18 protein-coding genes are annotated in these 24890 nt (G+C 43.9%); 13 read left to right on the top strand and 5 right to left on the bottom strand.

The annotated features are described in order from the left end of the window. Window positions 1-75 precede the first annotated feature (75 nt). Window positions 76-666 (top strand): DNA endonuclease SmrA, encoded by a 591-nt coding sequence (gene smrA, locus Q1A86_RS17570; protein WP_299809476.1) that lies wholly within the window; start codon window positions 76-78, stop codon window positions 664-666. Window positions 667-766: 100 nt separating this feature from the next. Here smrA and Q1A86_RS17565 read toward each other — a convergent pair whose 3' ends face one another. Beyond that, entirely contained in the window at window positions 767-2605 is a 1839-nt protein-coding gene (locus Q1A86_RS17565) for a M2 family metallopeptidase (protein ID WP_299809473.1), read from the bottom strand. A 439-nt stretch (window positions 2606-3044) separates the two neighbouring features. Between Q1A86_RS17565 and Q1A86_RS17560 the strand changes: the two genes are divergently transcribed. Both Q1A86_RS17560 and Q1A86_RS17555 read left to right on the top strand, forming a co-directional pair. Next, on the top strand, window positions 3045-3692 hold the full coding sequence (locus tag Q1A86_RS17560) for a TetR/AcrR family transcriptional regulator (protein ID WP_299809470.1): 648 nt from the start codon (window positions 3045-3047) through the stop codon (window positions 3690-3692). A 5-nt stretch (window positions 3693-3697) separates the two neighbouring features. Beyond that, entirely contained in the window at window positions 3698-5980 is a 2283-nt protein-coding gene (locus Q1A86_RS17555; protein WP_299809467.1) for an acyl-CoA dehydrogenase, read from the top strand. An 85-nt stretch (window positions 5981-6065) separates the two neighbouring features. On the opposite strand, the gene pyk is transcribed toward Q1A86_RS17555, so the two are convergent. Both pyk and Q1A86_RS17545 read right to left on the bottom strand, forming a co-directional pair. After that, complete coding sequence (pyk, locus tag Q1A86_RS17550) at window positions 6066-7502, bottom strand: pyruvate kinase (protein WP_299809464.1); 1437 nt, start codon at window positions 7500-7502, stop codon at window positions 6066-6068. 184 nt (window positions 7503-7686) lie between these two features. Then, a complete protein-coding gene (locus Q1A86_RS17545) occupies window positions 7687-8541 on the bottom strand; it encodes a MurR/RpiR family transcriptional regulator (RefSeq protein WP_012155570.1) in 855 nt (284 codons plus the stop codon). A 315-nt stretch (window positions 8542-8856) separates the two neighbouring features. Between Q1A86_RS17545 and zwf the strand changes: the two genes are divergently transcribed. Genes zwf through Q1A86_RS17525 form a run of 4 tightly spaced genes read left to right on the top strand, consistent with a single transcriptional unit; the run spans window position 8857 to window position 13548 of the window. Next, complete coding sequence (zwf, locus tag Q1A86_RS17540) at window positions 8857-10329, top strand: glucose-6-phosphate dehydrogenase (protein WP_299809513.1); 1473 nt, start codon at window positions 8857-8859, stop codon at window positions 10327-10329. A 9-nt stretch (window positions 10330-10338) separates the two neighbouring features. After that, window positions 10339-11043 carry a 6-phosphogluconolactonase gene (gene pgl / locus Q1A86_RS17535; RefSeq protein WP_299809458.1) on the top strand — a complete coding sequence of 235 codons (705 nt, stop codon included), beginning with the start codon at window positions 10339-10341 and terminating at the stop codon, window positions 11041-11043. A gap of 9 nt (window positions 11044-11052) precedes the next feature. Continuing rightward, window positions 11053-12879: a phosphogluconate dehydratase gene (gene edd, locus Q1A86_RS17530; RefSeq protein ID WP_299809455.1), complete on the top strand. Its 1827-nt coding sequence runs from the start codon at window positions 11053-11055 to the stop codon at window positions 12877-12879. 21 nt (window positions 12880-12900) lie between these two features. Then, the gene (locus Q1A86_RS17525) at window positions 12901-13548 is read left to right on the top strand and encodes a bifunctional 4-hydroxy-2-oxoglutarate aldolase/2-dehydro-3-deoxy-phosphogluconate aldolase (RefSeq protein WP_299809452.1); all 648 of its coding nucleotides are present in this window, start codon (window positions 12901-12903) and stop codon (window positions 13546-13548) included. Between the two features lie 96 nt (window positions 13549-13644). Here Q1A86_RS17525 and eco read toward each other — a convergent pair whose 3' ends face one another. Then, window positions 13645-14214, bottom strand: a complete 570-nt coding sequence (eco, locus tag Q1A86_RS17520; RefSeq protein WP_299809449.1) for a serine protease inhibitor ecotin — start codon at window positions 14212-14214, stop codon at window positions 13645-13647. Between the two features lie 552 nt (window positions 14215-14766). Between eco and Q1A86_RS17515 the strand changes: the two genes are divergently transcribed. The 4 genes from Q1A86_RS17515 (at window position 14767) to Q1A86_RS17500 (ending at window position 19532) form a co-directional block, all read left to right on the top strand. Further along, window positions 14767-15795, top strand: coding sequence for a cation diffusion facilitator family transporter (locus Q1A86_RS17515; protein ID WP_299809446.1), 1029 nt, complete (start codon window positions 14767-14769; stop codon window positions 15793-15795). Window positions 15796-15821: 26 nt separating this feature from the next. Further along, window positions 15822-16241, top strand: a complete 420-nt coding sequence (locus Q1A86_RS17510) for a MarR family winged helix-turn-helix transcriptional regulator (RefSeq protein ID WP_299809443.1) — start codon at window positions 15822-15824, stop codon at window positions 16239-16241. A gap of 352 nt (window positions 16242-16593) precedes the next feature. Continuing rightward, window positions 16594-18213 carry a phosphoethanolamine transferase gene (locus Q1A86_RS17505; RefSeq protein WP_299809440.1) on the top strand — a complete coding sequence of 540 codons (1620 nt, stop codon included), beginning with the start codon at window positions 16594-16596 and terminating at the stop codon, window positions 18211-18213. A gap of 266 nt (window positions 18214-18479) precedes the next feature. Then, window positions 18480-19532, top strand: coding sequence for a GGDEF domain-containing protein (locus Q1A86_RS17500; RefSeq protein WP_299809437.1), 1053 nt, complete (start codon window positions 18480-18482; stop codon window positions 19530-19532). 106 nt (window positions 19533-19638) lie between these two features. Here Q1A86_RS17500 and Q1A86_RS17495 read toward each other — a convergent pair whose 3' ends face one another. Next, on the bottom strand, window positions 19639-22335 hold the full coding sequence (locus Q1A86_RS17495; protein ID WP_299809434.1) for an acetate--CoA ligase family protein: 2697 nt from the start codon (window positions 22333-22335) through the stop codon (window positions 19639-19641). A gap of 405 nt (window positions 22336-22740) precedes the next feature. Here Q1A86_RS17495 and Q1A86_RS17490 point away from each other — a divergent pair, with 405 nt between their 5' ends. Next, window positions 22741-23628, top strand: coding sequence for a LysR family transcriptional regulator (locus tag Q1A86_RS17490; RefSeq protein ID WP_299809431.1), 888 nt, complete (start codon window positions 22741-22743; stop codon window positions 23626-23628). A 93-nt stretch (window positions 23629-23721) separates the two neighbouring features. Next, window positions 23722-24885, top strand: coding sequence for an efflux RND transporter periplasmic adaptor subunit (locus tag Q1A86_RS17485; protein WP_299809428.1), 1164 nt, complete (start codon window positions 23722-23724; stop codon window positions 24883-24885). The last annotated feature ends 5 nt before the right edge of the window (window positions 24886-24890 follow it).

Raw genomic sequence — 24890 nt, 5'->3', positions numbered from 1 at the left:
CTTTCAGTTAAGTCAGTAATTGGCGAATGATTAGCCTTTCAAATTGTTTGGGCATTTAAGCCTATGGGAGCACTTATGGGTGAAGAGGAGATGACGCTTTTTCTCGAAGAGATGGCAAGTGTAACGCCACTGAAAAATAATACCTCTTGTACGGTCTCAGAGCAGAAGGCCTCGACGCAGGCGCAAGCTGCTCGCCGAGCGCAGCTAGAGATGAGTGAGCAGTTGTCTAAACTAACAACACAGGTACAAGAGGTTAACCCTGTTGGACCGGAAGATGTAGTGGAGTTTAAGCGAGACGGAGTACAAGAGGCGGTATTTCATCGTTTAAGCCGAGGAGATTACCCGGTTAAACATGAGGTGCTTTTGCACCAGTTAAAAGTCGCTCAGGCCAGAGAGGTGCTATATAACGAGATCCAAAAGAGTCGTGAAAAGGGCGAGAGAAGTATTTTAGTCATTCACGGTAAAGGCGCTAACACTAAGCCTATCCCAGCATTAATGAAATCCTTTGTTGTTAGCTGGCTTGAACAGATAGATGAAGTTCTGGCCTTTCACAGTGCACAAACCCACCATGGCGGCTGTGGAGCGCTCTATGTCATGCTCACCAAATCTGAGCAGAAACGCATTGAAGCTAGAGAGACTAATCATAAAGGGGTGAATGTCCGTTGATTTTTCAGTTTTATTTCTAGGTTTATTGTAAGTTTAAAAAGGCCATTTTACCTTAAGGTAAGATGGCCTTTATCGTTGTATCAATCACATCAAAAACTGTTTACCAACCACATTGACGGTTAGCCGTTGAGTTTTGCTCATCTAACCAAGTTTGCAGTGGCGCAAAGTAATCGAGTACGGCTTTGGCGTCCATCTCTTTAGTGCCTGTTACTGCCGCTAACGCCTCAGGCCAAGGTTTGCTTTGTCCCATCTCTAACATGGTGTTGAGTTTCTCACCGGCTTGCTTGTTACCATAAATACTGCATCTATGAACTGGGCCATTATCACCTGCAATCTCACATAAGGATTGATGGAACTGGAACTGAAGAATATGCGCTAAGAAATAGCGAGTGTAGGGGACATTTCCGGGTACATGATACTTAGCACCTGGATCGAAGTCTGCTTCGCTGCGGGCGATAGGAGCTGTGACCCCTTGGTATTTTTCACGCAGTTCCCACCATGCTGTATTATATTGCTCAGGCGAAATTTCACCGCTAAACACCTTCCATCGCCATTGGTCAATCATCAAGCCAAATGGTAAAAATGCCACTTTATCCAATGCTTGCTTAAGTAGTAGACCAATGTCTTTTGAAGCATCAGGGACTTCATTGAGTAATCCAATCTGCTTTAAGTAGTCTGGCGTAATCGAAAGGGCAACGGTATCGCCAATCGCTTCATGAAAACCATCGTTAGCGCTATTTTTAAAGATAAACGGTTGATCTTTATAGGCTCGTTGATAGAAATTGTGTCCAAGCTCATGATGAATAACGGTAAAGTCTTCAGCAGTCTTCTGGATACACATCTTGATACGAATATCGTCGCGATTATCTAGATCCCAAGCCGATGCATGACAAACTACATCACGATCTTCAGGCTGGACGAATAAAGAGCGATCCCAGAATGTGTCAGGCAGTGGCTCGAAGCCTAGAGAAGTGAAGAAGGTCTCGGCCTGCTCAACCATCTTGATCTCATCGAAATTATGTTTGGCTAACAGCTCGGTGACATCATATCCAGGATCGGCATCTTCAGGTGCGACTTGATTGTATATGTTGCCCCAGCTTTGAGCCCACATATTACCTAGCAAGTGTGCAGGGATAGCACCTGAAGCTGGAGCAACCTCATCACCATATTGTTCATTAAGTTCACCACGAACGTAGCAGTGTAGTGAGTCATACAGAGGCTTAACTTGTCCCCATAGTCTGTCAAGTTCTGTGGCAAACTCGTCAGGCTTCATATCATAGTTACTACGCCAAAGCTCAGAGAGATTGGCATAACCTAGATCTTTAGCGCCCTCATTGGCAAGCTCGACTTCTCTTTCAAAAAGTGGGCGCATAGGTTTTGCTATTTCACGCCAGCCTTGCCATACCTCTAACAGCTCATCTGGATTAGTTGATGTTCCCATAATGGCTGACAGTTCTGGCTGAGTTAGGCAGCGGCCATCTTCGAAGCAATATTTACCTTTACCGTATAGACCGTTTAGCTCGGCGCTGATATTGGCAAGCTCGGTATTTTTAACTGGATCGAGAGGAGCTGGGAGTACGATAGAACTACGCAATATATTGAGTTTACGCTTTTCTGCCTCACTTAAGGGGAGGTTGGCGTATTGCGCCGATTTAGTCGCGAGTTCAACCGATGTCGCGGTATATTTTTCAGAAACACTGGCTGCCAGTGCAGCTGTATCTTGGGTAATGAAATTACTGTAGATCCACTCTGAACGATTGATCTCAATAGAGAGATCGGCCATCGTAGATTCAGCATCCTTGATAAACTGTTTAGCTTCTAACGTCTTATCAACCGTGACAGGCTGACTCTCTGCTTCTGTTTTACTACAAGCAGAAACACCAAGTGTTAGCGCAATCAGTGCTGACAGTCTAGAAACCGTAACTAGGCTTTTATGCATCCTTCATATCCCTTGTTATTTTTGTGTTGCTTATTTTACTTATTTTGTTGCTGATTAATACCAGCGAATGCAAGAAAGTGATTTACTCATCGATTTTTGAAAAACACATTTATGACGAGTGAATGATGGAACGCGTATCGATCAGACAGCGTAGAAGTAGTGATTGTCATTAAGGCACTATGGTATTTAGATATAGGAGCTAGAGTTGCACTGGAGCGGTTACCTAGGGTTCTAGAGACGAGAAATCAATGAACTTGCCTTAGCAGTACTAGACTCTCGACGAGTGCTCATACCTTTATACTGATTACCATAGATAGCGGATTAAAACGGACATGCTTATAACAGTACTGTTTTAGCGGATCTCGGGAATTAGTTTGACAATGGGCAAGCGAATGTTTAATTTAAACGAGTGTTTTAAATAGATATAAAAGGCAACGGAATGGCAAATCGCTCCGATACAAAAACAAGAATACTGGATGCTGCGGAAAAATTATTTGCAGAGAGAGGTTTTTCTGAAACTTCACTAAGACTAATTACAAGTAAAGCTGAAGTAAACCTTGCATCTGTAAATTACCATTTTGGCTCTAAAAAGGAGCTGATCCGAGCGGTACTCGCACGTTACCTTGATGTGTTTATGCCTGCGGCAGCAGCAGCAATTGTTGCAGTGCGTAACAAAAATGCGAACGCATCATTAGACGATATCTTTTCGACTTTGGTGGAACCTTTGCTCGATCTTAATAGCTTGAGAGCGGAAGGGACGACGACCTTCTTACAATTATTAGGGCGCGGCTACATTGAGAGCCAAGGTCACCTCCGCTGGTTTATTACCACACACTATGGAGAATACTTAGGCTTATTTGTTAAGGCTGTAGCCGAAAGTGCTCCACATATTCCTCCCGCTGAGATGTTTTGGCGATTACACTTTACCTTAGGTACGATTGTTTTCACCATGGCGTCGGCTGATGCATTAACAGAAATTGCAGAGGCCGATTTTGGGGAGCAAAATGATATTGAAGCTGTTATCAGAAAAGTCATTCCGTATTTGTCAGCCGGGGTGTCCGTTCCACTTACTAAGGATGTAATGTAAAAATTATGGCTACGACATTATTAGTACTGTTGCTTATCGCAATAGTCGTTGTATTCAGTGTTAAAAATATCAGGATGCAGTTAATTACGCGTCCTGTTTTCAGTTTCTTTAAAAAAGTGCTACCACCTCTTTCTGTTACTGAGAGAGAAGCGATGGAAGCGGGGGATGTATGGTGGGAAGGGGAGCTGTTTAAGGGCAAACCCAACTGGCAGTTACTTCACAGCTACGGTAAACCAACGCTGACCTCTGAAGAGCAAGACTTTATTGATAATCAAGTCATGACCGCATTAACTATGATCGATGATTACAACATAGTGAATGATAGAAAAGACTTACCGCCAGAGCTCTGGGAATACTTCAAGAAAGAAGGCTTCTTCGCGTTAATCATACCTAAGAAATATGGTGGTAAGGCGTTTTCAGCTTACGCTAACTCGACCATCGTCAGTAAGATAGCCAGTCGTAGCGTTAGCGCGGCGGTAACGGTTATGGTACCTAACTCACTCGGTCCTGGTGAGCTATTGACCCATTATGGCACCAGCGAGCAGAAAGATTACTGGTTACCTCAACTTGCCGATGGGCGAGCCATTCCCTGTTTTGCATTGACGGGCCCTGAAGCGGGGAGTGATGCCAGTGCAATTCCTGATACTGGCATTGTATGCCGCCAGGAAGTGAATGGTGAAGAAGTCCTTGGTCTAAAACTAAATTGGGATAAGCGATATATTACCCTTGCGCCAGTGGCTGATGTATTGGGTCTTGCATTTCAAATGTACGATCCAGACGGCTTGTTAGGTGACATTAAACATATCGGTATCACCTGCGCATTAATTCCGACCGATCATGATGGAGTCGAAATCGGCAGTCGCCATAACCCGCTCAATCTTGCGTTTATGAATGGTACCACCCGTGGTAAAGATGTATTTATTCCATTGGATTGGATCATCGGCGGCCCTCAATATGCGGGTCGTGGCTGGAGAATGCTAGTTGAGTGTTTATCGGCAGGTCGTGGCATTTCGCTACCTGCTTTATCAACGGCTTCTGGACATATGGCGACTAAGACGACTACGGCTTACAGCGCAGTGCGTCAGCAGTTTGGTCTAGATATTGGTCAATTTGAAGGTGTGCAAGAGGCGCTTGCTCGCGTGATTGCAAATACCTATCAACTCGAAGCTGCAAGACGTTTAACTACCACAGGGATCGACTTAAAGGTTAAGCCTTCAGTAGTGACTGCGATTGCTAAATATCACATGACAGAGCTTGGCCGGAAGGTGATTGATGATGCGATGGACATCCAATCGGGTAAAGGCATTCAACTGGGGCCTAAGAACTATTTAGGTCATGGTTATATGGCGCTACCAATCTCTATCACAGTGGAGGGGGCAAACATTCTTACCAGAAGTTTGATGATCTTTGGCCAAGGTGCGACGCGTTGTCATCCTTATGTACTGGCTGAGATGGAAGCGGCTGGAATGGAAGACACAAGTGCAGGTCTTGAGCGCTTCGATGACTTGTTACTCGGACATATTGGTTATGCGACTCGTAATGCCTTTAGTGCATTGGGTAACGCCATGACTGGCAGCCGTTTTGCGCAATCACCAGTGAGTGGTGAAACTAAGCAGTATTATAAAGATATGACCCGTTTATCTGCAGGTTTGGCCTTGATGACAGATGTGTCCATGCTTATTCTTGGTGGCGATCTGAAACGTAAAGAGATGCTAAGTGCGCGTATGGGCGATGTGTTAAGCCAGCTCTATCTAGGTTCTGCTACCTTAAAACTTTTTGAAGATAACGGTCGTCAGTTTGATGACTTACCGGCAGTGCGCCACGTTATGGCTACTCGTTTACATTTAGCAGCCAAAGCGCTTGATGAAGCGATTCGCAACTTCCCAAATCGCCCGGTTGCATTGCTGCTTCGTGCATTAATCTTCCCGCTCGGTAACCGATTTAAAGATGCTAGCGATAAATTATCCGTCGATTTAGCTAATGCGATGAGTAAGCCAGGCCCAGCTCGCGACAGGTTAACCTTCTTGTGCCCAAGCTTTGAGGGGGATAATAGTGGTATTGCCGACGTTGAAAATGCCTTTATTGCAAAGCAAGAGTGTAAAGGCTTGTATAAGAGGCTTAAGCAGGCGCAGAGAGAGGGCAGTTTACCGAAGAAGTTACCGGCTTTGGCATTGTTTGACGCAGCACTTGAGATCTCATTAATCTCTGAACAAGAGCACCAACAATTGGTCAAGACTGATGTGTTAAGGCTTGCTGCTATTAATGTTGATGAGTTTGAAACGCTTTAACTCGTTTAATAGTTATAAAAAAAGGTACGCAATGCGTACCTTTTTTATTGACTAAATCCCTCATAATTTAAGGGAAGAGTATAGTTTAAACAACAACGACCTTGCTGGTATTTGTGCCACCAACAGTTTCCATTGCATCGCCCTTAGTCATCATTGCCATGTCACCTTTTACAAGGTAACCAGCTTGAGAAAGCGTCTCTAGTGCTTTTTGAGCAACCGCTTCAGGAGCATGTGCTGTCGAATCAAAGTAGACAGGCTGAACACCACGGTAAAGCGCCATCTTCGCCAGAGTTGACTCATGACGTGACAAGGCAAAAATTGGCAGTGCAGAGCTGATACGAGACATCATCTGCGGCGTAGCACCTGATTCGGTAAGGGCGATAATAGCCTTGATACCTTCTAGGTGGTTTGCTGCATACATAGTTGATAACGCAATAGTTTCTTCAATAGTGGTGAACTGCTGGTCCAATCTGTGCTTAGAAACTTGCACACTTGGATGAGACTCGGCACCTAAACAAACTTGGGCCATTGCCTTAACGGTTTCTTCAGGGAAGTCACCCGCTGCGGTTTCGGCGCTTAGCATTACGGCATCAGTACCATCAAGTACAGCGTTTGCAACGTCCATCACTTCTGCACGAGTTGGCATTGGGCTAGAGATCATCGATTCCATCATTTGAGTGGCCGTAATAACAGGCTTATTCAATTGACGTGAGCGACTAATCAGTCTCTTTTGCACCGCAACAAGCGCAGGGTCACCAATTTCAACACCGAGATCACCACGAGCAACCATAACGGCATCTGATGCCATAATAACATCGTCCATCGCTTCATCAGTTGCAACGGCTTCAGCGCGCTCAACTTTAGAAACAATTAAGGCATTACTACCTGCTTGACGTGCTAAATCGCGTGCGTAGTTAAGATCGGCACCGCTTCTTGGGAAAGAAACAGCGAGATAATCAACTTTAATCGCAGCTGCGGTGATGATGTCTTGCTTGTCTTTTTCCGTTAGAGCCGCAGCAGAAAGTCCGCCGCCTTGCTTGTTGATACCTTTATTGTTTGATAAAGGACCAGCAACAGTAACTATGGTATGAACCTTGTTACCTTCTACTTTCTCAACGCGCAGTTGAACGCGGCCGTCATCGAGCATCAAGATATCACCAAGACTGACGTCCTGTGGTAATTCTTTATAATCGATACCGACTTGGTTCTCATCGCCTTCACCTTTCGCGAGATCGCCATCAAGGGTATAGGCTTGACCAAGCACTAACATAACCTTTCTGTTGTCTTTGAAAGTTGAGATACGAATTTTAGGACCCTGTAGATCGCCTAAAACGGCAACATGAACGCCAAGCTCTTTTGCAATCGCTCGCGTATCGTCTGCGCGTTTCTTGTGATCTTCTGGTGCACCGTGAGAGAAGTTTAAGCGAACAACGTTAGCACCGGCAGCAATAATGCGGCGTAAGTTGTCATCACGGTCTGTGGCTGGACCCAAAGTTGTTACAATTTTGGTTCTGCGGAACATGATATACTCCGTTAAGTTTTAAATAATTCTGACCCTATATTAACAGACAATACCCATTCGTGTAGTAAAATTACGAACAAAATGATCTAACTCAAGTTTTAAATTTTGTGACCTATTCCAACATATAATTGAAAGTAGGCAATTCAGCCTAAGCCAAATTGCCTAAAATCATGTCGAAAGTCAGTTACAGAACTGGATCTTTGTCTATTCTTGATTCTTTTAACACTTCCTTTACTCGTTTCAAATTCTCACGGAAACGAGGGCCTCTTCTGAGTGTAAATCCTGTGGCTAGCACATCAATTATAACTAATTGTGCTAAACGTGACGCCATAGGTAAGTACATATCGGTATCTTCGGGGACTTCCATTGTGACAGGAAGTGTACAAACCGTTGAAAGCGGTGAGTGTCTGGCGGTAATACCAATAACCGCAGCGCCATTTTCTCTGGCAAGTTTTGCGATATCGATAAGCGATTTAGTGCGGCCTGTGTGAGAAATTAATACGACAACATCGCCTTCATTGCTATTTATACAGCTCATACGCTGCATAAGCACATCATCGAAACTGATGACAGGTACATTAAAGCGGAAGAATTTATTTTGAGCATCGTGTGCAACAGAAGCCGAGGCACCTAAGCCAAAGAAAGAGATCTTTTTAGCTTGAGTTAAAATGTCTACAGCCTTGTTGATAGCGGCAGTGTCGATACTTTGTCTAGCGGTATCGAGTGATGCCATAGAAGATTCAAAAATCTTAGTGGTGTACGAATCTGGACTATCATCCTCTTCCACATGGCGGCTAACGTACGGTGTACCATTAGCTAGGCTCTGAGCCAAGTGGAGTTTAAAGTCTGGAAATCCCTTAGTATCAAGGCGACGACAAAAACGGTTAACTGTCGGTTCACTCACGTCAGCCATTTTCGCCAGTGTTGCGATACTTGAGTGAATCGCGGTTTGTGGCGAAGACAAAATAACTTCTGCAACTTTACGTTCAGATTTACTAAAATGGGTAAGGCTTTTCTGCACCTTTTCGAGGGTATTCATATGCGTACGTCCACTCAATAGTAATGTAGTTTTATTATATTTTGATGAAGCTAATTATTTGTCGTTTAGTTACCGTTAATTACAGAGCGCTTAGGCCAACATTAATTTATAATGACAACAGGTACAAACACGATAATTTTTAGTAATTTTATCACGAAAGCATACCAGATTATGGCGTAACATACCTAATAAGCTAACTTGAAGTTTATTATAAAATTTAGATGCAATTAGCTATTTCTGTTGTTATATTACAACAAACGTGTGAATTCTCATCAAAAATGATGGGGCACAGTGTCAAAAGGAGATTTTGAAGCGATGGGCATTACGACACCTAAAGCCAAAGCTTGTGATTTTGTTCTATTTGGTACCAAGGGAGATCTTGCGAAGCGTAAGTTACTTCCTTCTTTATACCAACTCGATAAAGCCAATTTGCTGAATGTCGATACTAAAATCCTCGGCGTCGCAAAGGATGAATTTAGTCAAGAGGAATACCGCGAGCTGGTGGTAAACGCCTTAACGACCTTTGTAAAAGACGAGCTTTGTGAAGAGACTGTCAACCGTTTCTTAGACCGTTGCCATTATGTTGGCACTAACTTCACAGAGTCTGATGGCTATCAAGCGTTCCACGATATTCTTGAACCAGAAAAACGCGTCATGGTGAGTTACTTCGCCACTCCTCCCGCTATTTTTGGTGATATTTGCCGTTGCCTTCACGAACAAAACCTTATTTTCCCTGACTCTCGCGTCGTTCTAGAAAAACCAATCGGTTCCGATCTCGCAAGTTCTCGCATCATTAACGACCAAGTCTCAGCCTATTTCGAAGAAAACCAAGTTTATCGTATCGACCATTACTTAGGTAAAGAAACGGTACAAAACCTACTTGCGCTGCGTTTTGCTAACTCGTTATTTGCATCGAAATGGGACAACCGAACGATCGACCATGTACAGCTAACAGTCGCTGAAGAGGTGGGTATCGAAGGCCGTTGGGGCTATTTCGACAAAGCGGGTCAAATGCGTGACATGATCCAAAACCATCTACTACAGGTATTAACTTTAGTGGCGATGGACCCACCTGTTAACTTAGATGCTGACAATATTCGCGATGAGAAAGTAAAAGTGCTTAAGTCACTGCGCCCAATCAATGCTGATAACATCTATGAGAACACGGTGCGCGGTCAATATAGCTCTGGCTTCTTAAAAGGTGCACCGGTTCCTGGTTACCTAGAAGAAGAGGGCGCGAATGTTCAGTCAAATGCTGAAACTTTTGTTGCGCTTCGAGTCGACATCGATAACTGGCGCTGGGCTGGCGTGCCATTCTACCTTCGTAGTGGCAAGCGTATGCCGTTTAAGAGTTCTGAAATTGTGGTCTACTTTAAGAACCCACCCCATAACTTATACAGCTCTAACTACCGTAATCTGCCACCTAACAAATTGACGATCAGATTGCAGCCTCATGAAGGGGTTGAAATTCAGATGTTGAATAAGGTGCCGGGTCTAGGCGAAAAACAGCGTCTACAAACCACTAAGCTCGATTTAAGTTTTTCTGAGACCTTTAAGAACGAGCGTATTGCCGATGCATACGAGCGTTTATTGCTCGAAGCCATGCTAGGTAACCAGGCACTGTTTGTACGCCGAGATGAAGTCGAGCAAGCTTGGAGCTGGGTAGATGGCATTATTCAAGCGTGGGAAGAAACAGACGAAAAGCCAAAACCTTATCCAGCTGGCACATGGGGCCCTGTCGCCTCTGTTGCACTTATTACTAAAGATGGTCGTTCTTGGGACGAGTAAGGGGAGACAATGATTAAAGAAACGGTTTTCAAATCATTCGATAATAAAGAGGCGTTAGAAGCGCAGCTTGCCGAGCGTATTGCGAATCAACTGCAAGAAGCCGTTGATGCCCGTGGTAAGGCAAGCCTGATTGTTTCTGGTGGCTCAACTCCGCTTAAGTTGTTTGAGTTACTTAGCAAGAAAGCGATTGACTGGAGTGATGTGTTTATCACTCTTGCCGATGAGCGTTGGGTAAGTCCTGAACACGGCGACTCAAATGAGCGTCTGGTAAGAAACAATTTACTCAAAAATAGAGCGGCCAGTGCTAAATTTCGTGGTTTGAAGAATATGTATTCTTCAGCAGAAGATGGCTGCGCTATGGCAACGGAGCAGCTTGCGAGCTTGCCTAAACCTTTCGACGTTGTCGTATTAGGCATGGGTAACGATGGACATACCTGCTCATGGTTTCCCTGCGCCGCAGAAGCTGAACTTGATAACGCATTAACGACGGCAGATCTGTGTGTTGCTGTTACACCTGGCAATGCACCACATTCAAGGATCTCTTTGTCAAAATCGGCGATTTTAGCCAGCCGTCAAATCTATCTACATATCGTTGGTGAACAAAAACTTGATGTTTACCGACAAGCACTAGCAAGCGATGACACGCGTGAAATGCCGATTCGAGCCGTACTCGAACAGCATAAAACACCTGTTGATGTTTACTGGAGCGCTTAAGGAGTAATTATGCACAGCGTTGTACAATCTGTTACTGACAGAATTATTGAACGAAGCAAAGATTCTCGCGCTAAGTATTTAGCGGCGCTCGAGGATGCTAAAAACAAAGGCGTTCACCGTAGCGCACTGAGTTGCGGTAACTTAGCTCACGGTTTTGCAGCTTGTAATCCAAGTGACAAGTCCGACATAAAACAGTTAAACAAAGCCAATATCGGCATTATCACCTCTTTTAACGACATGTTGTCTGCTCATCAGCCATACGGTGAGTATCCAGACATGCTAAAGCAAGCATGTAATGAAGTCGGTAGCGTTGCGCAAGTCGCAGGCGGCGTACCAGCTATGTGTGATGGTGTAACCCAAGGTCAGCCAGGCATGGAGCTTAGCCTGTTAAGCCGTGAAGTGATTGCCATGGGCACTGCGGTTGGTTTATCCCATAACATGTTCGACGGTGCTTTGCTACTGGGTATTTGTGACAAGATTGTCCCAGGCCTGTTGATTGGTGCACTGAGTTTTGGTCACCTTCCTATGTTATTTGTGCCAGCAGGCCCGATGAAGTCGGGTATTCCTAATAAGGAAAAGGCACGTATTCGTCAAAAGTATGCCCAAGGTGAAATCGACAGAGCGGCGTTATTAGATGCTGAGTCTAAGTCTTATCACAGTGCGGGTACCTGTACTTTCTACGGTACGGCTAACAGCAACCAGTTAATGCTAGAGGTGATGGGGCTTCAGTTACCTGGTTCATCTTTCGTTAACCCTGACGACCCACTACGTGATGTACTGAGCAAGACTGCCGCTAAGCAGGTTTGCCGTCTAACCGAAATGGGCACGCAATATACACCAATCGGTAAAGTGGTATCTGAAAAGTCAGTGGTTAACGGTATCGTTGCACTATTAGCAACGGGTGGTTCGACTAACCTAACTATGCATATCGTTGCCGCGGCCCGCGCTGCTGGTATTATCGTGAACTGGGATGATTTTTCTGAACTTTCAGATGCCGTGCCGCTACTTGCGCGTGTGTATCCAAATGGCCATGCAGATATTAACCACTTCCACGCTGCTGGTGGCATGGCGTTCTTGATTAAAGAATTGCTTGAGGGCGGTTTACTTCATGAAGATGTCGATACAGTGGCAGGCTTTGGTCTTAAGCGTTATACCCAAGAGCCACAAATTCGCAATGGTGAACTCACTTGGGTCGATGGTCAAAAGACCAGCCTAGACACTGAAGTGCTAACCGCTCTGAATACGCCGTTCCAAAGTAACGGTGGCCTTAAGCTACTAAAGGGTAACCTTGGCCGCGCGGTGATTAAAGTGTCGGCAGTGGCTGAGCAGCATCGCGTTGTTGAAGCGCCTGCAGTAGTGATTGACGATCAAAACAAGCTTGAAGCCTTATTCAAAGCGGGCGAACTTGATAAAGACTGTGTTGTCGTGGTTAAGGGACAAGGTCCTAAAGCCATTGGCATGCCTGAGCTACATAAGCTCACACCAATCCTTGGCACACTGCAAGATAGAGGCTTTAAGGTTGCGCTACTGACCGATGGTCGTATGTCTGGTGCATCAGGAAAAGTACCAGCTGCCATTCATTTAACGCCAGAGGCGTTGGATGGCGGTCTAATCGCTAAGATCCATAATGGTGATTTAGTGAGAGTCAATGCAACAACAGGTGAACTGTCTTTGCTAGTCGATGAAACTGAACTCAATTCAAGAGTTGCCGAAAAAGTCGATTTGCAAAGAACAAGTTATGGAATGGGACGAGAGCTTTTTGGTGCACTGCGCGCCAGCCTAAGCAGTCCAGAAACTGGTGCGCGAAGCACTAGTGCTATTGATGAACACTATTAAAGGTTAAGGAAGAGTAACGCAATGCTTGAGAATAACTGGTCAATACAGCCACAAGATATTTTTAAACGCAGCCCTATTGTTCCTGTAATGGTGATCAATAAGATTGAACATGCCGTGCCACTTGCTAAGGCACTCGTCGCTGGTGGGATCTCGGTATTAGAGGTAACGCTACGTACCGATTGTGCACTAGAAGCTATCACTAAGATTGCTCAAGAAGTGCCAGAAGCCTTAGTCGGTGCGGGTACTATTCTGAATAAAGCACAGTTAAAGCAAGCGATCGATGCTGGCGCTCAGTTTGTTATCACCCCAGGTGCAACAACTGAGCTACTTGAAGCTGCGATGGCGGGAAATACGCCGCTCATTCCTGGTGTTGCCAGTATTTCAGAAGTGATGAAAGGCATGGCACTGGGCTACACAAACTTTAAGTTTTTCCCCGCTGAAGCCTCAGGTGGCGTGAATGCACTTAAAGCTTTCTCTGGCCCACTTGCTGATATTCGTTTCTGCCCAACAGGTGGTATTACCCCAAGTAGCTATAAAGATTACTTAGCACTTAAGAATGTCGATTGTATCGGTGGTAGCTGGATTGCTCCAACAGATGCAATGGAGCAGGGTGATTGGGAGCGCATTACCGCTTTGTGTAAAGAAGCTATTGGTGCACTTAAAGCTTAAGTCATACACCAAATAAAAAAGCTACCCTAGGGTAGCTTTTTTTATGTCTAATAAGGTGTTATACCAATTAGTATAAGAAGTTGATTATTAGGCGACTTAACCTGCGTAGCTAAATGCTGATTCTACTTTCCAAACGCGGTAACGCACCTGAGAGTTTTCAGGTAGGTAGAATACCTTTGGTAAACGGCTGTCGTATTTAAGCATTAGATCATCAGCAATAGGTAAGAACTTCTCCGTTTTAGTCTGTTCGAAGCAGGCCATCATAGTGCTTGGACCTTCGCTAATGCTGTCTACTTGGTAGTAGTTATAACCCCATCCCTTTACAGTGTGTTGTTTAAGTTCACCCGATAAGCCGTGATTATTGCAGTCGACCATTTTCGTTTGACCGATTTGGATTTCAACCATGTAGTCCGCTTCATTATCAAGCTTAGGCAGAGTTAATATATGCTGCACTTGGCCTGATTGCGGTGCTGGGTACATTTTAGTTTCTTTGGTCACACTGTAATTTGCCACTGTATACATTTGCGCGCTGATCATATTTTGGTTCAATCCAGATGGATGTGCAGGGCTAGTCGCACTTGCGTTGAATGAAAAAGCCGAAAGAATTAAAGAAGAAGCTAAAAGTGTACGAGTAAAGGTCTTGTTTGCAGCAGTGAATAAAGTCATAAATTCTCCAAAATAAAAAGGTAGTGCTTGTGTTCAATACCTCTATAAACGTTGGTATTTCGAAAAAGGGTTATTAAAAACCAAAAATCATTAAATTAATTATTATAAAATAAAAATAACCTTTATTAACAATGGGATAATCTTGCAATATCTTACAAGTAAAATCTAGTTTTACTTTTCTAGGACACTATACGCGGCGTAAAGTTCGCCATCGACTCATCGTTCAACAGTCCACTAACAGCCACATCGAGATCACATAATTTCTCTTTATCCTTGTATTTGTCATCTAAAAGTCGCAATATTGCTTTGATAGTCAAACTATCTTTTTATCAAATTATATTAATATCAAACTAAATGCGCTTCTGGTTATTCTCATTTGAGCGATATGGCTTTGAAACTAAAGTTTTATCAAGTTTGTCGCTTTTAAGCTATGTAAGGGCCAAGACCTGTTAACTCGCAGTGTTGTTTAAACGGCTTTGAATGACTAGAAAATATAAACGTTATAAACATTTTAAGATCAAATATTAAACCAAAATATTAATGGGGTTATTTATGGTTAAGGGCGAGAATTGTGGTTATAAGCAGGGGTTTTCAACGCAAAATAGTTCGGGGGAGCGTAATACTGCTTATGTCTTAGTGCTGACAATAGTAACCATGTTGGCCGAGATCATTGCTGGTACTATCTATGGCTCTATGGCATTACTCGCCGATGGTTGGCATATGGGAACACACGCTGCAGCGTTCCTGATCACTCTTTTTGCTTATCGATATGCTCGAAAACATGCAAATTCGCCAGAGTTTTCGTATGGAACTGGCAAGGTGAGCGTACTCGGAGGGTATACCAGTGCTATCGCCTTGGGATTAGTCGCACTTATCATGTTGGCTGAGTCGAGTGTCAGAATCTTTAACCCTCATGAGATCTATTTCAATCAGGCCATTCTAGTGGCGATTATCGGTCTTGTGGTTAATGTGGTGAGTGTTTTTCTATTAAAAGATCATCATAGCCATTCGCACGGTCACGAACACAGTCATGAGCATACGCACAGTCACAGCCACGATCATAGTTATGAACATAGTCACGATCATTCCGATAGTCACAGCCACCAGAACCATGAACACCAGCACAGTAACCAAGATAACCAGCATCATGGTCACGATCATAATTTACGTGCCGCATATTTTCATGTGCTGGCCGATGCATTAACCTCACTATTAGCCATTGGCGCCTTATTGATGGGTAAATACTTTGGCCTAAACTGGCTAGATCCCGTAATGGGCATAGTGGGGGCGCTGATCATTAGTCGTTGGGCATGGGGATTACTCAAACAAACAGGGCCGATATTATTAGATGCGAGTATCGAACAGGCCTACCTTGATAAGATAAAGCAGACATTAGAGAAAGAAAAAGCACAGTTACTTGATCTTCATGTGTGGAAGATAAGCGCTAATCACTATGCCGGCAGTATGGTTTTGTGTGCTGAAAGTACTAAAGATGCAGGCTATTTCAAAGAGAAACTAGCAAATTTTGAGCGCTTGTCTCATGTCACTATTGAAGTGAATCCTGTTACTCAGGCACAATAAGCCTATACAGACTAGGAACTTATTTAATGACAAACCAAGACGATAATTTAAATCATGCGATAATCGAGTTTTATGAGAAGTTGTCGTCTTGGGAGATGGCCGTTGTTAAAGATAAAGGCTTTAGTCTGCCTCAGGTGCATACAGTCGAGATTTTGGGGCTTAATGGCCCAATGCGAATGAAAGAGTTAGCGCAAAAAATCGGGATTACTACTGGTACATTGACAGTTCAAGTCGATAAAATGGTCGATGCAGGCTTAGTTATTCGTACGCCCCATGCTAGTGATAGGCGCTCTATTTTAGTGGAACTGACAGATAGTGGCCGAGTGATGTTTGAAGAACATGACAAACTTCATGTTCAGCTGACTCAAGATTTAACCGCCAAATTTACCGATAAAGAACGTTCTCAGTTACTAGACTTTTTCGAACGGATCAACCGTGAGTTTTAGTGCTAGACAGAGGGTAGAGCAAATAAGATTACTCTCATTATCTTGTTGAAAAATTGATTTAATTTCTATTCCTTTTCATGGTTAGACTAATAATGAGCTTAGCCATGAGCCCGCCTCTCAGGTTCGAACTAACAAATTCTAACGCAGTCAAAATCGCTGTTAATATAATCATCTCTTCTTGAGTCTCTTTTTATAACGTTACAAATGATACATTTTTTGCGAAAATGTAGGTTCCGTCCTTCTAGCAGCATTTTAGCCTTTGTGTTGCGGTGCAACTTAAGGCCTTAATGACCTAGGCTAGTTAGTCAGCTTATTGAACCTAAATAAGTACAGAACTGAGTGAGTAAACCAAGTGTTATCACGTCTTAAAAACTTAAACAGTATTCAATTCACCTTCATTCTTGCGATTTATTATGTTTGCGTACTTAATATTCCGCTTTTTCAAATCATCAAACAGGGCGTAGATAAGCAAGCCGATGTGAACATGGTATTTATTGCGACCATGCCTTTGTTTCTGCTATTTGCACTGTCTTTCATATTTAGTGTTTTTAGCGTGAAGTATCTGGCAAAGCCATTCTTTATCCTGCTGACATTGATATCATCGAGCGTATTTTTTGCCGCTTTTCAATATGGAGTGGTATTTGACTACGGCATGATTGAAAACACTGTTCAGACTAATCAATCTGAAGCGACGACCTATCTCAATTGGGCCTCCGTTCTAAATTTCGCAGTAACGGGAGTGCTCCCCTCCTTACTGATATATAAGGCCAATATTGAGTACAAACCCTTTTCCAAGGAGTTACTTCATAAGGTTTTGTTCATGCTGTCTATGTTAGCAGGCATAGTGGTGATCGGTTTGTTTTACTATCAAAACTATGTCTCTTTTGGCCGTAATAACGACATCATTAAGCGTTATATAATCCCGACCTATTTTATTGGTTCTGCCGTCAAGTATATTGAACTGAACTATCTTCAAAAACCACTTGAGTATACAAAGCTTGGTTTAGATGCAAAAAATACCACAGAAAAAACGAAACCTAACTTAGTGGTGCTGGTGGTCGGTGAAACAGCAAGAGCGGCTAACTATAGTTATTACGGCTATGACAAACCAACGAATGCTTATACCAAAAAACAAGACATAATCGCATTTCAGGATACTTATTCTTGTGGCACCGCAACCGCAGTATCTTTACCCTGCATGTTTTCAAGGATGGATCATAACAATTACGATTCTCGTCGTGAAATGGCACAAGATAATGTCATTGATGTACTGGATCATGCCGGCATTCAACTCGAATGGCTCGATAATGACAGTGGCTGTAAAGGGGTTTGTCAGAACGTAGAGCACTTAGTGATCGACCATAACAGCGATCCCAAATTATGCAACGGCGAATTCTGCTATGACCAAGTCTTAATAAATGAACTGGATAAACGCCTTAAAACGATCGAGCGTAAAGATACTCTGTTGGTGCTGCATATTATTGGCTCCCATGGGCCGACATACTATCTGCGTTACCCTGAGCAGCACCGCCGTTTTGTACCTGACTGTCAGCGCAGTGATATTCAAAACTGTACTCATGAGGAGTTGGTTAACACTTATGACAATACCATTTTGTACACAGATTATATTGTGTCTCAGGTGGTCAATAAGTTACAGGGCGAGAGTGAGCAATTTGATACCGCAATGCTTTATATCTCAGATCACGGTGAGTCATTAGGAGAACATGGCATGTATCTTCATGGAACGCCTTATTCGTTCGCGCCGGGTGAGCAGATAAAGGTGCCTTTATTAGCTTGGATATCGAGTGGATTTGCTGAGCAAAATCGTTTGGATTTAACCTGCTTAAGTAAAGAAGCGGCAAAGGGAGGTTTTTCTCATGATAACCTGTTCGATAGCTTGCTTGGCTTGATGAATGTGAAAACCAGTATTTATCGCCCGAATAGCGACATATTTTTGGGTTGTAGGACATAAATACTCCTTATACCAATCAGTAGAAAGATTTGGTCGCCATTCAGGAGCGTTTTTGGCTGCCTACTTCTGCGTTAAATAGCTTCACAAGGGAATAACCATTCTTTCAGTTATTTGCCTTGAATTAGTTGCCAAAAAACGTTCTGAGTAGATCAACTGCTTATACTGATTGGTATTAATCAATAAAATTATTTAAAAAGGGGTGGCAAGACTCCTTTTTTTGTTTAATGTATTGATAGTTATGGATATCGATCGAGAGGCTTCAATTTATGGATATGGCACAACATTTGTCTGAAACAGAGTTGTCGGCAAAAATACTGCGTCATGCTGTACCAAAAATGTCAGAATTAAATATTCCTGTCACCCCTGAAAATTATGCCGTTTGGTATGAATACTATAAGGGGGTTAATCTCGATCTTAAGCGTGCGATAGATGGTTTGTTAGCCAACAACCTAGCCTTTACTCCAACCATGAGTGAAGATCTGTATAAGACCTATATCCAGGTACACTCACCGGAAGTCATCGAAAATGTCCAAATAGAAACTCATCAGCTTATCAATAGCTTGTTGGCTAAGATAGCGAGTATGAGCAAGGGGACATCACGCTTTTCTGAGTCGCTAACGGAATTTGATTCGGCTCTTAAGGGCGATCCAGAACCTGCTGTATTACAGGATTTAGTCGACGGCATCACCTCTGAGCTCGATGAGATCATTAATGCGAATAGTGAGATGGACAAGAGCCTCACTAGCATGAGTGAAGAGGTCGACGCGCTAAAAACTGAGATGGTAGAGCTTCGTTCTGTGGTGATGACAGATCAACTGACATCACTCAATAATCGCCGAGCATTTGATCAAGAATTGATAAGCCACATCGATAACTTTAACCATTCTAATTTTGAAAGTAGCTTGTTGGTCGTCGATATAGATTACTTTAAGAAATTCAATGATATTCATGGGCATTTAATTGGTGACAAGGTGCTCTCTTATGTGGCTCAGGCACTTAAAAATGCCGTGAAGGGGGATGATTTCGTGGCTCGTTACGGCGGCGAGGAATTTGTTATCTTGCTTCCAAATACTTCACATCAAGATGCTCATAAAGTTGCCGAGAATATCCGTAGTAAGATTGCCGGTCGTAATTTAACCATAGGTAAAGAGAAGAAGTTACCCCTTGGGAATGTGACTGTCTCGGTGGGCGTGGCCTCACTTAAGGCGAGCGATGATAAAGACAGCTACTTTATTCGCGCCGATGAGGCCTTATATCGGGCCAAGTCTTCAGGGCGTAACTGTGTTATTGGTGAAAGGGTTACCGAAACACCGTTATAGTTAAGGGGAAGTTGGTTCACTGTGTTGAGTACTCATTTCAACACTCATTTCAAAATAAAAGCCATTAAGTATAGATCTTAATGGCTTTCATTCCGCTTAAAAGAGCTTAGTCACCCTTTAAGTCCATATGCATGTTAATTAAGCGCTCTTCCATGTCGAAGGTGACACTAAAGCCTAAACGCTTTGCTAAGCTTGCCATGTTGCGATTTTCAAACATGGTAAAGCCGGTGAGCACTAAGGTGTCGTTTTCCTTGTAATAACGAACTAATTTCTCCAGTAACAGCTTGCCTAAACCTTGGCCCTGGTAATTACTGCGAACAGCCATCGCAAATTCAGCCTCAGTATTATCGGGATCAATTGAGGCTCGAATAGCACCTAAAGTGGTTTCCTCACCATCTTCTCCCAATGCGGTTGCGATAAAGGCCATCTCCCGGGCGTAATCAATTTGAGTTAACACCGCCATTTCTTCATGGGTCATCTTAGAGCGAACCCCAAAATAGCGCTTGTATCTATCTTCATCTGAAAGGGAGTTGTCAAAGGCCAGATGCTTAGGCTCATCTTCAGGCAAAATCGGCCTTAGCATGACCTTGTTACCATTCTTAAGGGTCACCATCTCCTCGAGTTCTTTCGGGTAAGGTGAGATTGCTAACCTTGAGGCGTTATCAACGGGCTCTTGGTGCAGACCAATATTGACATCGAGTAAGGTGATCTGCTCGCCTGCGCACAGCACCGGGTTAAGGTCGAGAGTGGCGATTTCTGGGCAGTCAATAATTAAGTGTGAGATCTGGGTCAGCATGACACATAGGGCATGCATATTTAATCCAAGTGGCAAATGCCTATCTCTGAGTTTTTGAGTTTTTAGTGCTTGGATCACCATATAACGCGCTAGCGTCATATTAAGTGGGGGCAGGGCAACGACAGCATCTTTTGTGGGTTCCCATTCGGATCCACCTTCACCTAGCAAAATTGCCGGGCCAAACACAGGATCATTGGCAACCGCGACTCTGATCTCCTGCGCACCCGCGGTGAGCGCCATTTTCTGAACGATTAACCCCTCAATCCGAGCATCAGGATTAACAGACATCACTCTTTCTATCATGGCATTCGCGGCATGTTCAACTTCTAAGTCAGACGTTAAATTAAGCATTACACCTTGTATATCAGACTTGTAGTGAATATCAGGAGACTGCAGCTTTAACGCGATAGGGTAACCAGCAAGCTTGGCAAACTCTACGGCTTGCTCTGCCGTTGTCGCAAACCAGGTATCAATAGTATTAAGTCCATAGGCACTTAAAATCGCACGTGATTCATGGGTTTCTAAAACCGTTTTACCTTGCGCTAACGCCTGCTGTAACTTTTCACGCGCTAACGCGGAATCGGCAGGAATGTTATCAGGAATAGACTGGGGGACTTCTTGCAGTAGTTTTTGATTACGGCGGTACTCAACCATGTGCATAAATGCACCAACTGCCCCTTCTGGTGTGCGATAGGTCGGAATGCGAGACTTTGAGAAATGTTTTCGGGCCTCATAGGCTGAGTCTTCGCCGCTCCAGTTAGTAAGGATATTGATTTTGTGCCGATTTGGGTGCTTGGCAATAGTTTCAGCAATGGCTTCGGCGACCCCTACGCTTTCACCCAACGCCGAAGGCGAGTGCAAGATTAAAATCGCATCGAGATCGTCACTGTCCATTAAGATCTCAAGGGACTTTGCATAACGGTTTGCGTCTGAGTCACCGCCGATATCAACGGGGTTCTGCCTAGACCAACTTCTAGGTAATAATGCATTAAGGCGCTGATAGATTTCGGGGGACAGCGGCGGTAACTTGCCTCCGCCCAAAATAAGCTCATCCAATGCCAAAACTGCAGGGCCACCACCATTACTGATAATCCCAAGCCGCTCGCCTTGCAAAGGCCTTGAATGCGCTAAGGTTTCCACTGCGGCAAAGAGCTCGATAAGATCGTTAACCCTCAACATACCCGCACGCCTGAAGGCGGCTTCATAAACTGCATCGTTACCAGACACACCGCCAGTGTGTAGCTGAGCGGCATTACCACCCTCAATACTTCGGCCAGATTTAATCACCAAGATAGGCTTATTACGTGACGCCGCACGCGCCGCAGACAGGAAGTGACGCTTTTCATTAATCGAGTCGATGTAGAGCAAAATGGCATCAGTTTTGGAGTCTCGACCTAAATAATCCAAAAGCTCATCAAAGTTAATATCGTTAGCATCACCAAGGGAGATAAAGGAGGAGAAGCCAATGCCTTTGTTATTTGCCCAGTCCAATACTGTGGTGCAGATAGCTGCTGACTGCGACACGAATGCGATTTTACCTGGCAGGGCACTGGTGTGAGCAAGGCTAGCGTTCAAACCAATGTTGGGCAAAATCATCCCCAAACTATTGGGGCCTAAGATCCGCATGCCATATCTATCAGCAAATTGCTGCATCTGACTTAACAGGCTGACACCTTCCTCGTCAAGCTCATCGGCCATACCGGAAGCCATAACGATTGCAACCTTACAGCCAAATTGCGCTAAGGTTTCGATGATAGCGGGGACGCTACTGGCGGTGGTGCAGATAATGGCTAGATCAGGGATAAGTGGCAGGGCTTGAATGTTGGGATAAGCTAAAACCCCCATCACGGCTTCATATTTTGGCGTCACCGGCATGATAGGCCCTGAAAACCCACCGGAAAGCAGGTTTTTCATCAACACATTACCCGCTCGCTTGGGTTGATTTGAGGCGCCAATAATGGCAACTGATTTAGGTTTGAAGAGGGTATGAAGGGTGCGTTGGCTCATGAACTTATCCTACAAGTCAGTATGTTATGAGTGTACATGAGCGTAAGGGTTTTACCATAGTAGAATGGTCGAAATCCCCAAGGCTGATGTTGGACGCTTGGGGAGTGGCGTGGCCGCTAGTCATGGCTATGCATTAAAAAGTATGTTGGTATTTAGACTATCGTTAATCCGTAAACGTTTATCTCACACTGGCTCTAAGTTTGCTTATGACTTCTTTCTGGTACGCGATTTTCTAATTTTTAACGGCATATGTTTTAAATTTGTGCACAGTGCATCAATCATTGCACTACCGCTATGATCGTAAGATAAAAAGCGCTACAGTTTTTGCCTTTAGTACTTGGGTCATTCAGGGGGCACCCAGAGTGATACTTTTTAGCCCCCTATAATGGTGTTAGAGGCCGTTCAATGCGTATAGAAGATCTGAAACTTTTTACAATTGTGGTCAATCTCGGCAGTTTTACCGCAGCGGCTACGGCTTTAGATCTGCCTCGTGCTAACGTTAGCAGGCGAATAGGCGAGCTTGAGAAGTCGCTCAATGCTCAGCTGTTTTTTAGAACAACACGTCAACTACGTTTAACCCAGCATGGTGAGGCTTACTATCATGATCTCGTCGAACTACTGGAAGGCTTTGAGCAAGCAAAGAATAAATTACTCGATGTTAGTGAAAAAGCCATAGGTAAAGTAAAGCTTGGTTTTCTACCGGAAAGTGAGGAGGTACTGCAACCCACGCTCGCAAAATTCCAACAGCTCTATCCTAATATTGATCTTGATCTGCGTTTTACCAATAACTATGTCAATGATATTTACAGCCAGGGCTTAGACTTTGTTGTACACGCTGGCCAAATTCAAGATTCAGGGTTTATCGCTAGGCGGCTGTTAAGTCTTGGCCGTGGAATGTATGCCAGTCCTCACTACATAGCAAAATACGGTGAGCCTCTCACTCTAAAGGACCTAACTGAGCATGAAACCATTTGTTATCGATGGTCTAACGGTACCTTAGATGATCATTGGGACTTCATTTCAGATAGTGTCAAGGTCAATGGGCGCCTTAATTGTAACCACATGGGGTTTGTTCGCCGTGCCATAGTTGGTGGGCAAGGGATAGGCTGTTTACCACAAATGTATGTTATTTCAGCCCTTGAGTCAGGGGAACTCGTACGTGTTTTACCTGAATATGAATCAAAGAAAGAAGATGTGTGGCTTATTTATCCCGATAGAAAGGGCATGAGTTTACCGACACGGCTTTTGATTGATTTTTTAATACAAGAAATACCTGAATTTGTCTCATTGTAATGATTTTCGTGACAGTTATATGCAGTTAGCGCAGATTATCTAACTAGGCTAAACACTTACACTCTCCCGTATTAACTCATTTGGGAGCGTGTAATGTCGTTTTCTAGTAAAACAATTGCCAATGTTGGCGTCACTTCTTTATCTTTTCTTATACTCACTGGTTGCAGTGAAGTGCCTGCACAGACTGAAACACAGGGGAACATACAGGAGCAATTACAGTCTTCTATCGCAAAGCGTCCTGTTCAGATCATGCTTTTGGGCGCAAATTCCGAAGTCAATTTTAAACAATTTTCTGGCGTATTAGAATCAAGCCAGAGTGCACGTCTAGCGTTTAGAGTGTCTGGTACCATTGATAGTATCTTGGTTAAGACTGGAGACAAGGTTGCCAAGGGACAAGTATTAGCAAGACTCGATCCCCACGATTACCGCGTCACAGTCGTTGAACTTGAAGCCCGACTCGCCGAAGCAAAGGCCTCACATCAGCTAGCCAGCGTAGAATTAGCCCGAGTAAAACAAGCGATAGCCGACGATGCGATATCTCAAGTTAATTTAGACAGAGCTACAAGCGGTTATAAGCGTAGCCTCGCCATGGTTGAAGTGGTGACTCAGCACCTGACAAAAGCGCAAGATGCGTTGTCCTATACCGAGCTTAAAGCACCTTTTGAAGGCGTGATCGCGTCACAATCTCAAGAAACTTTCGAGCAAACATCCCCTGGGATCTCACTGTTTTCCATTCATCAGCCTGCACAGTTAAAGGCCGTGATAGAAGTGCCTGAAAACTTGATGGCTTCCATCAATGGTCAGCAGTCAGCATCTGTGAGCTGGTTCGGTAACGATAAACCACTGACTGCATCGTTCAGTGAAATGAATACCCTTGCCGATCCCATCAAGCAGACCTACACAGTTCAATACACCATAGACCAAATTAATCAAGCAGTTATGCCGGGTAAGTCGGTTACAGTTTCTGTCGATATGAAAAGGACGACAGAGCAGTACTGTATCCCTTACAGCGCTTTAGTCAATGCTCAAGATGATGAGTTTGCTACAGCCAATAATGCTCAAGTTTATACCCTAGAGCAGCAACGTATCGTAGCAAAAAAAGTGAAAGTAAAAGCGATGCAAAAATCAAAGGTTTGCGTCGAGGGCGATCTTGATGAAGGGGATAAGTTAGTCATCACAGGTGTCGACTACTTAAAGCCAGATCAAGTGATTGCACAAACTCTTGATACGTCTCTTGTTAAAACGATGGATTACTAGGAGTC

Origin of the sequence: uncultured Shewanella sp., assembly GCF_947497935.1 — a bacterium.
GTDB lineage: Bacteria > Pseudomonadota > Gammaproteobacteria > Enterobacterales > Shewanellaceae > Shewanella.
Note: the sequence above shows the minus strand (reverse complement) of the source record. Positions and strands in the feature narration are given on the sequence as shown.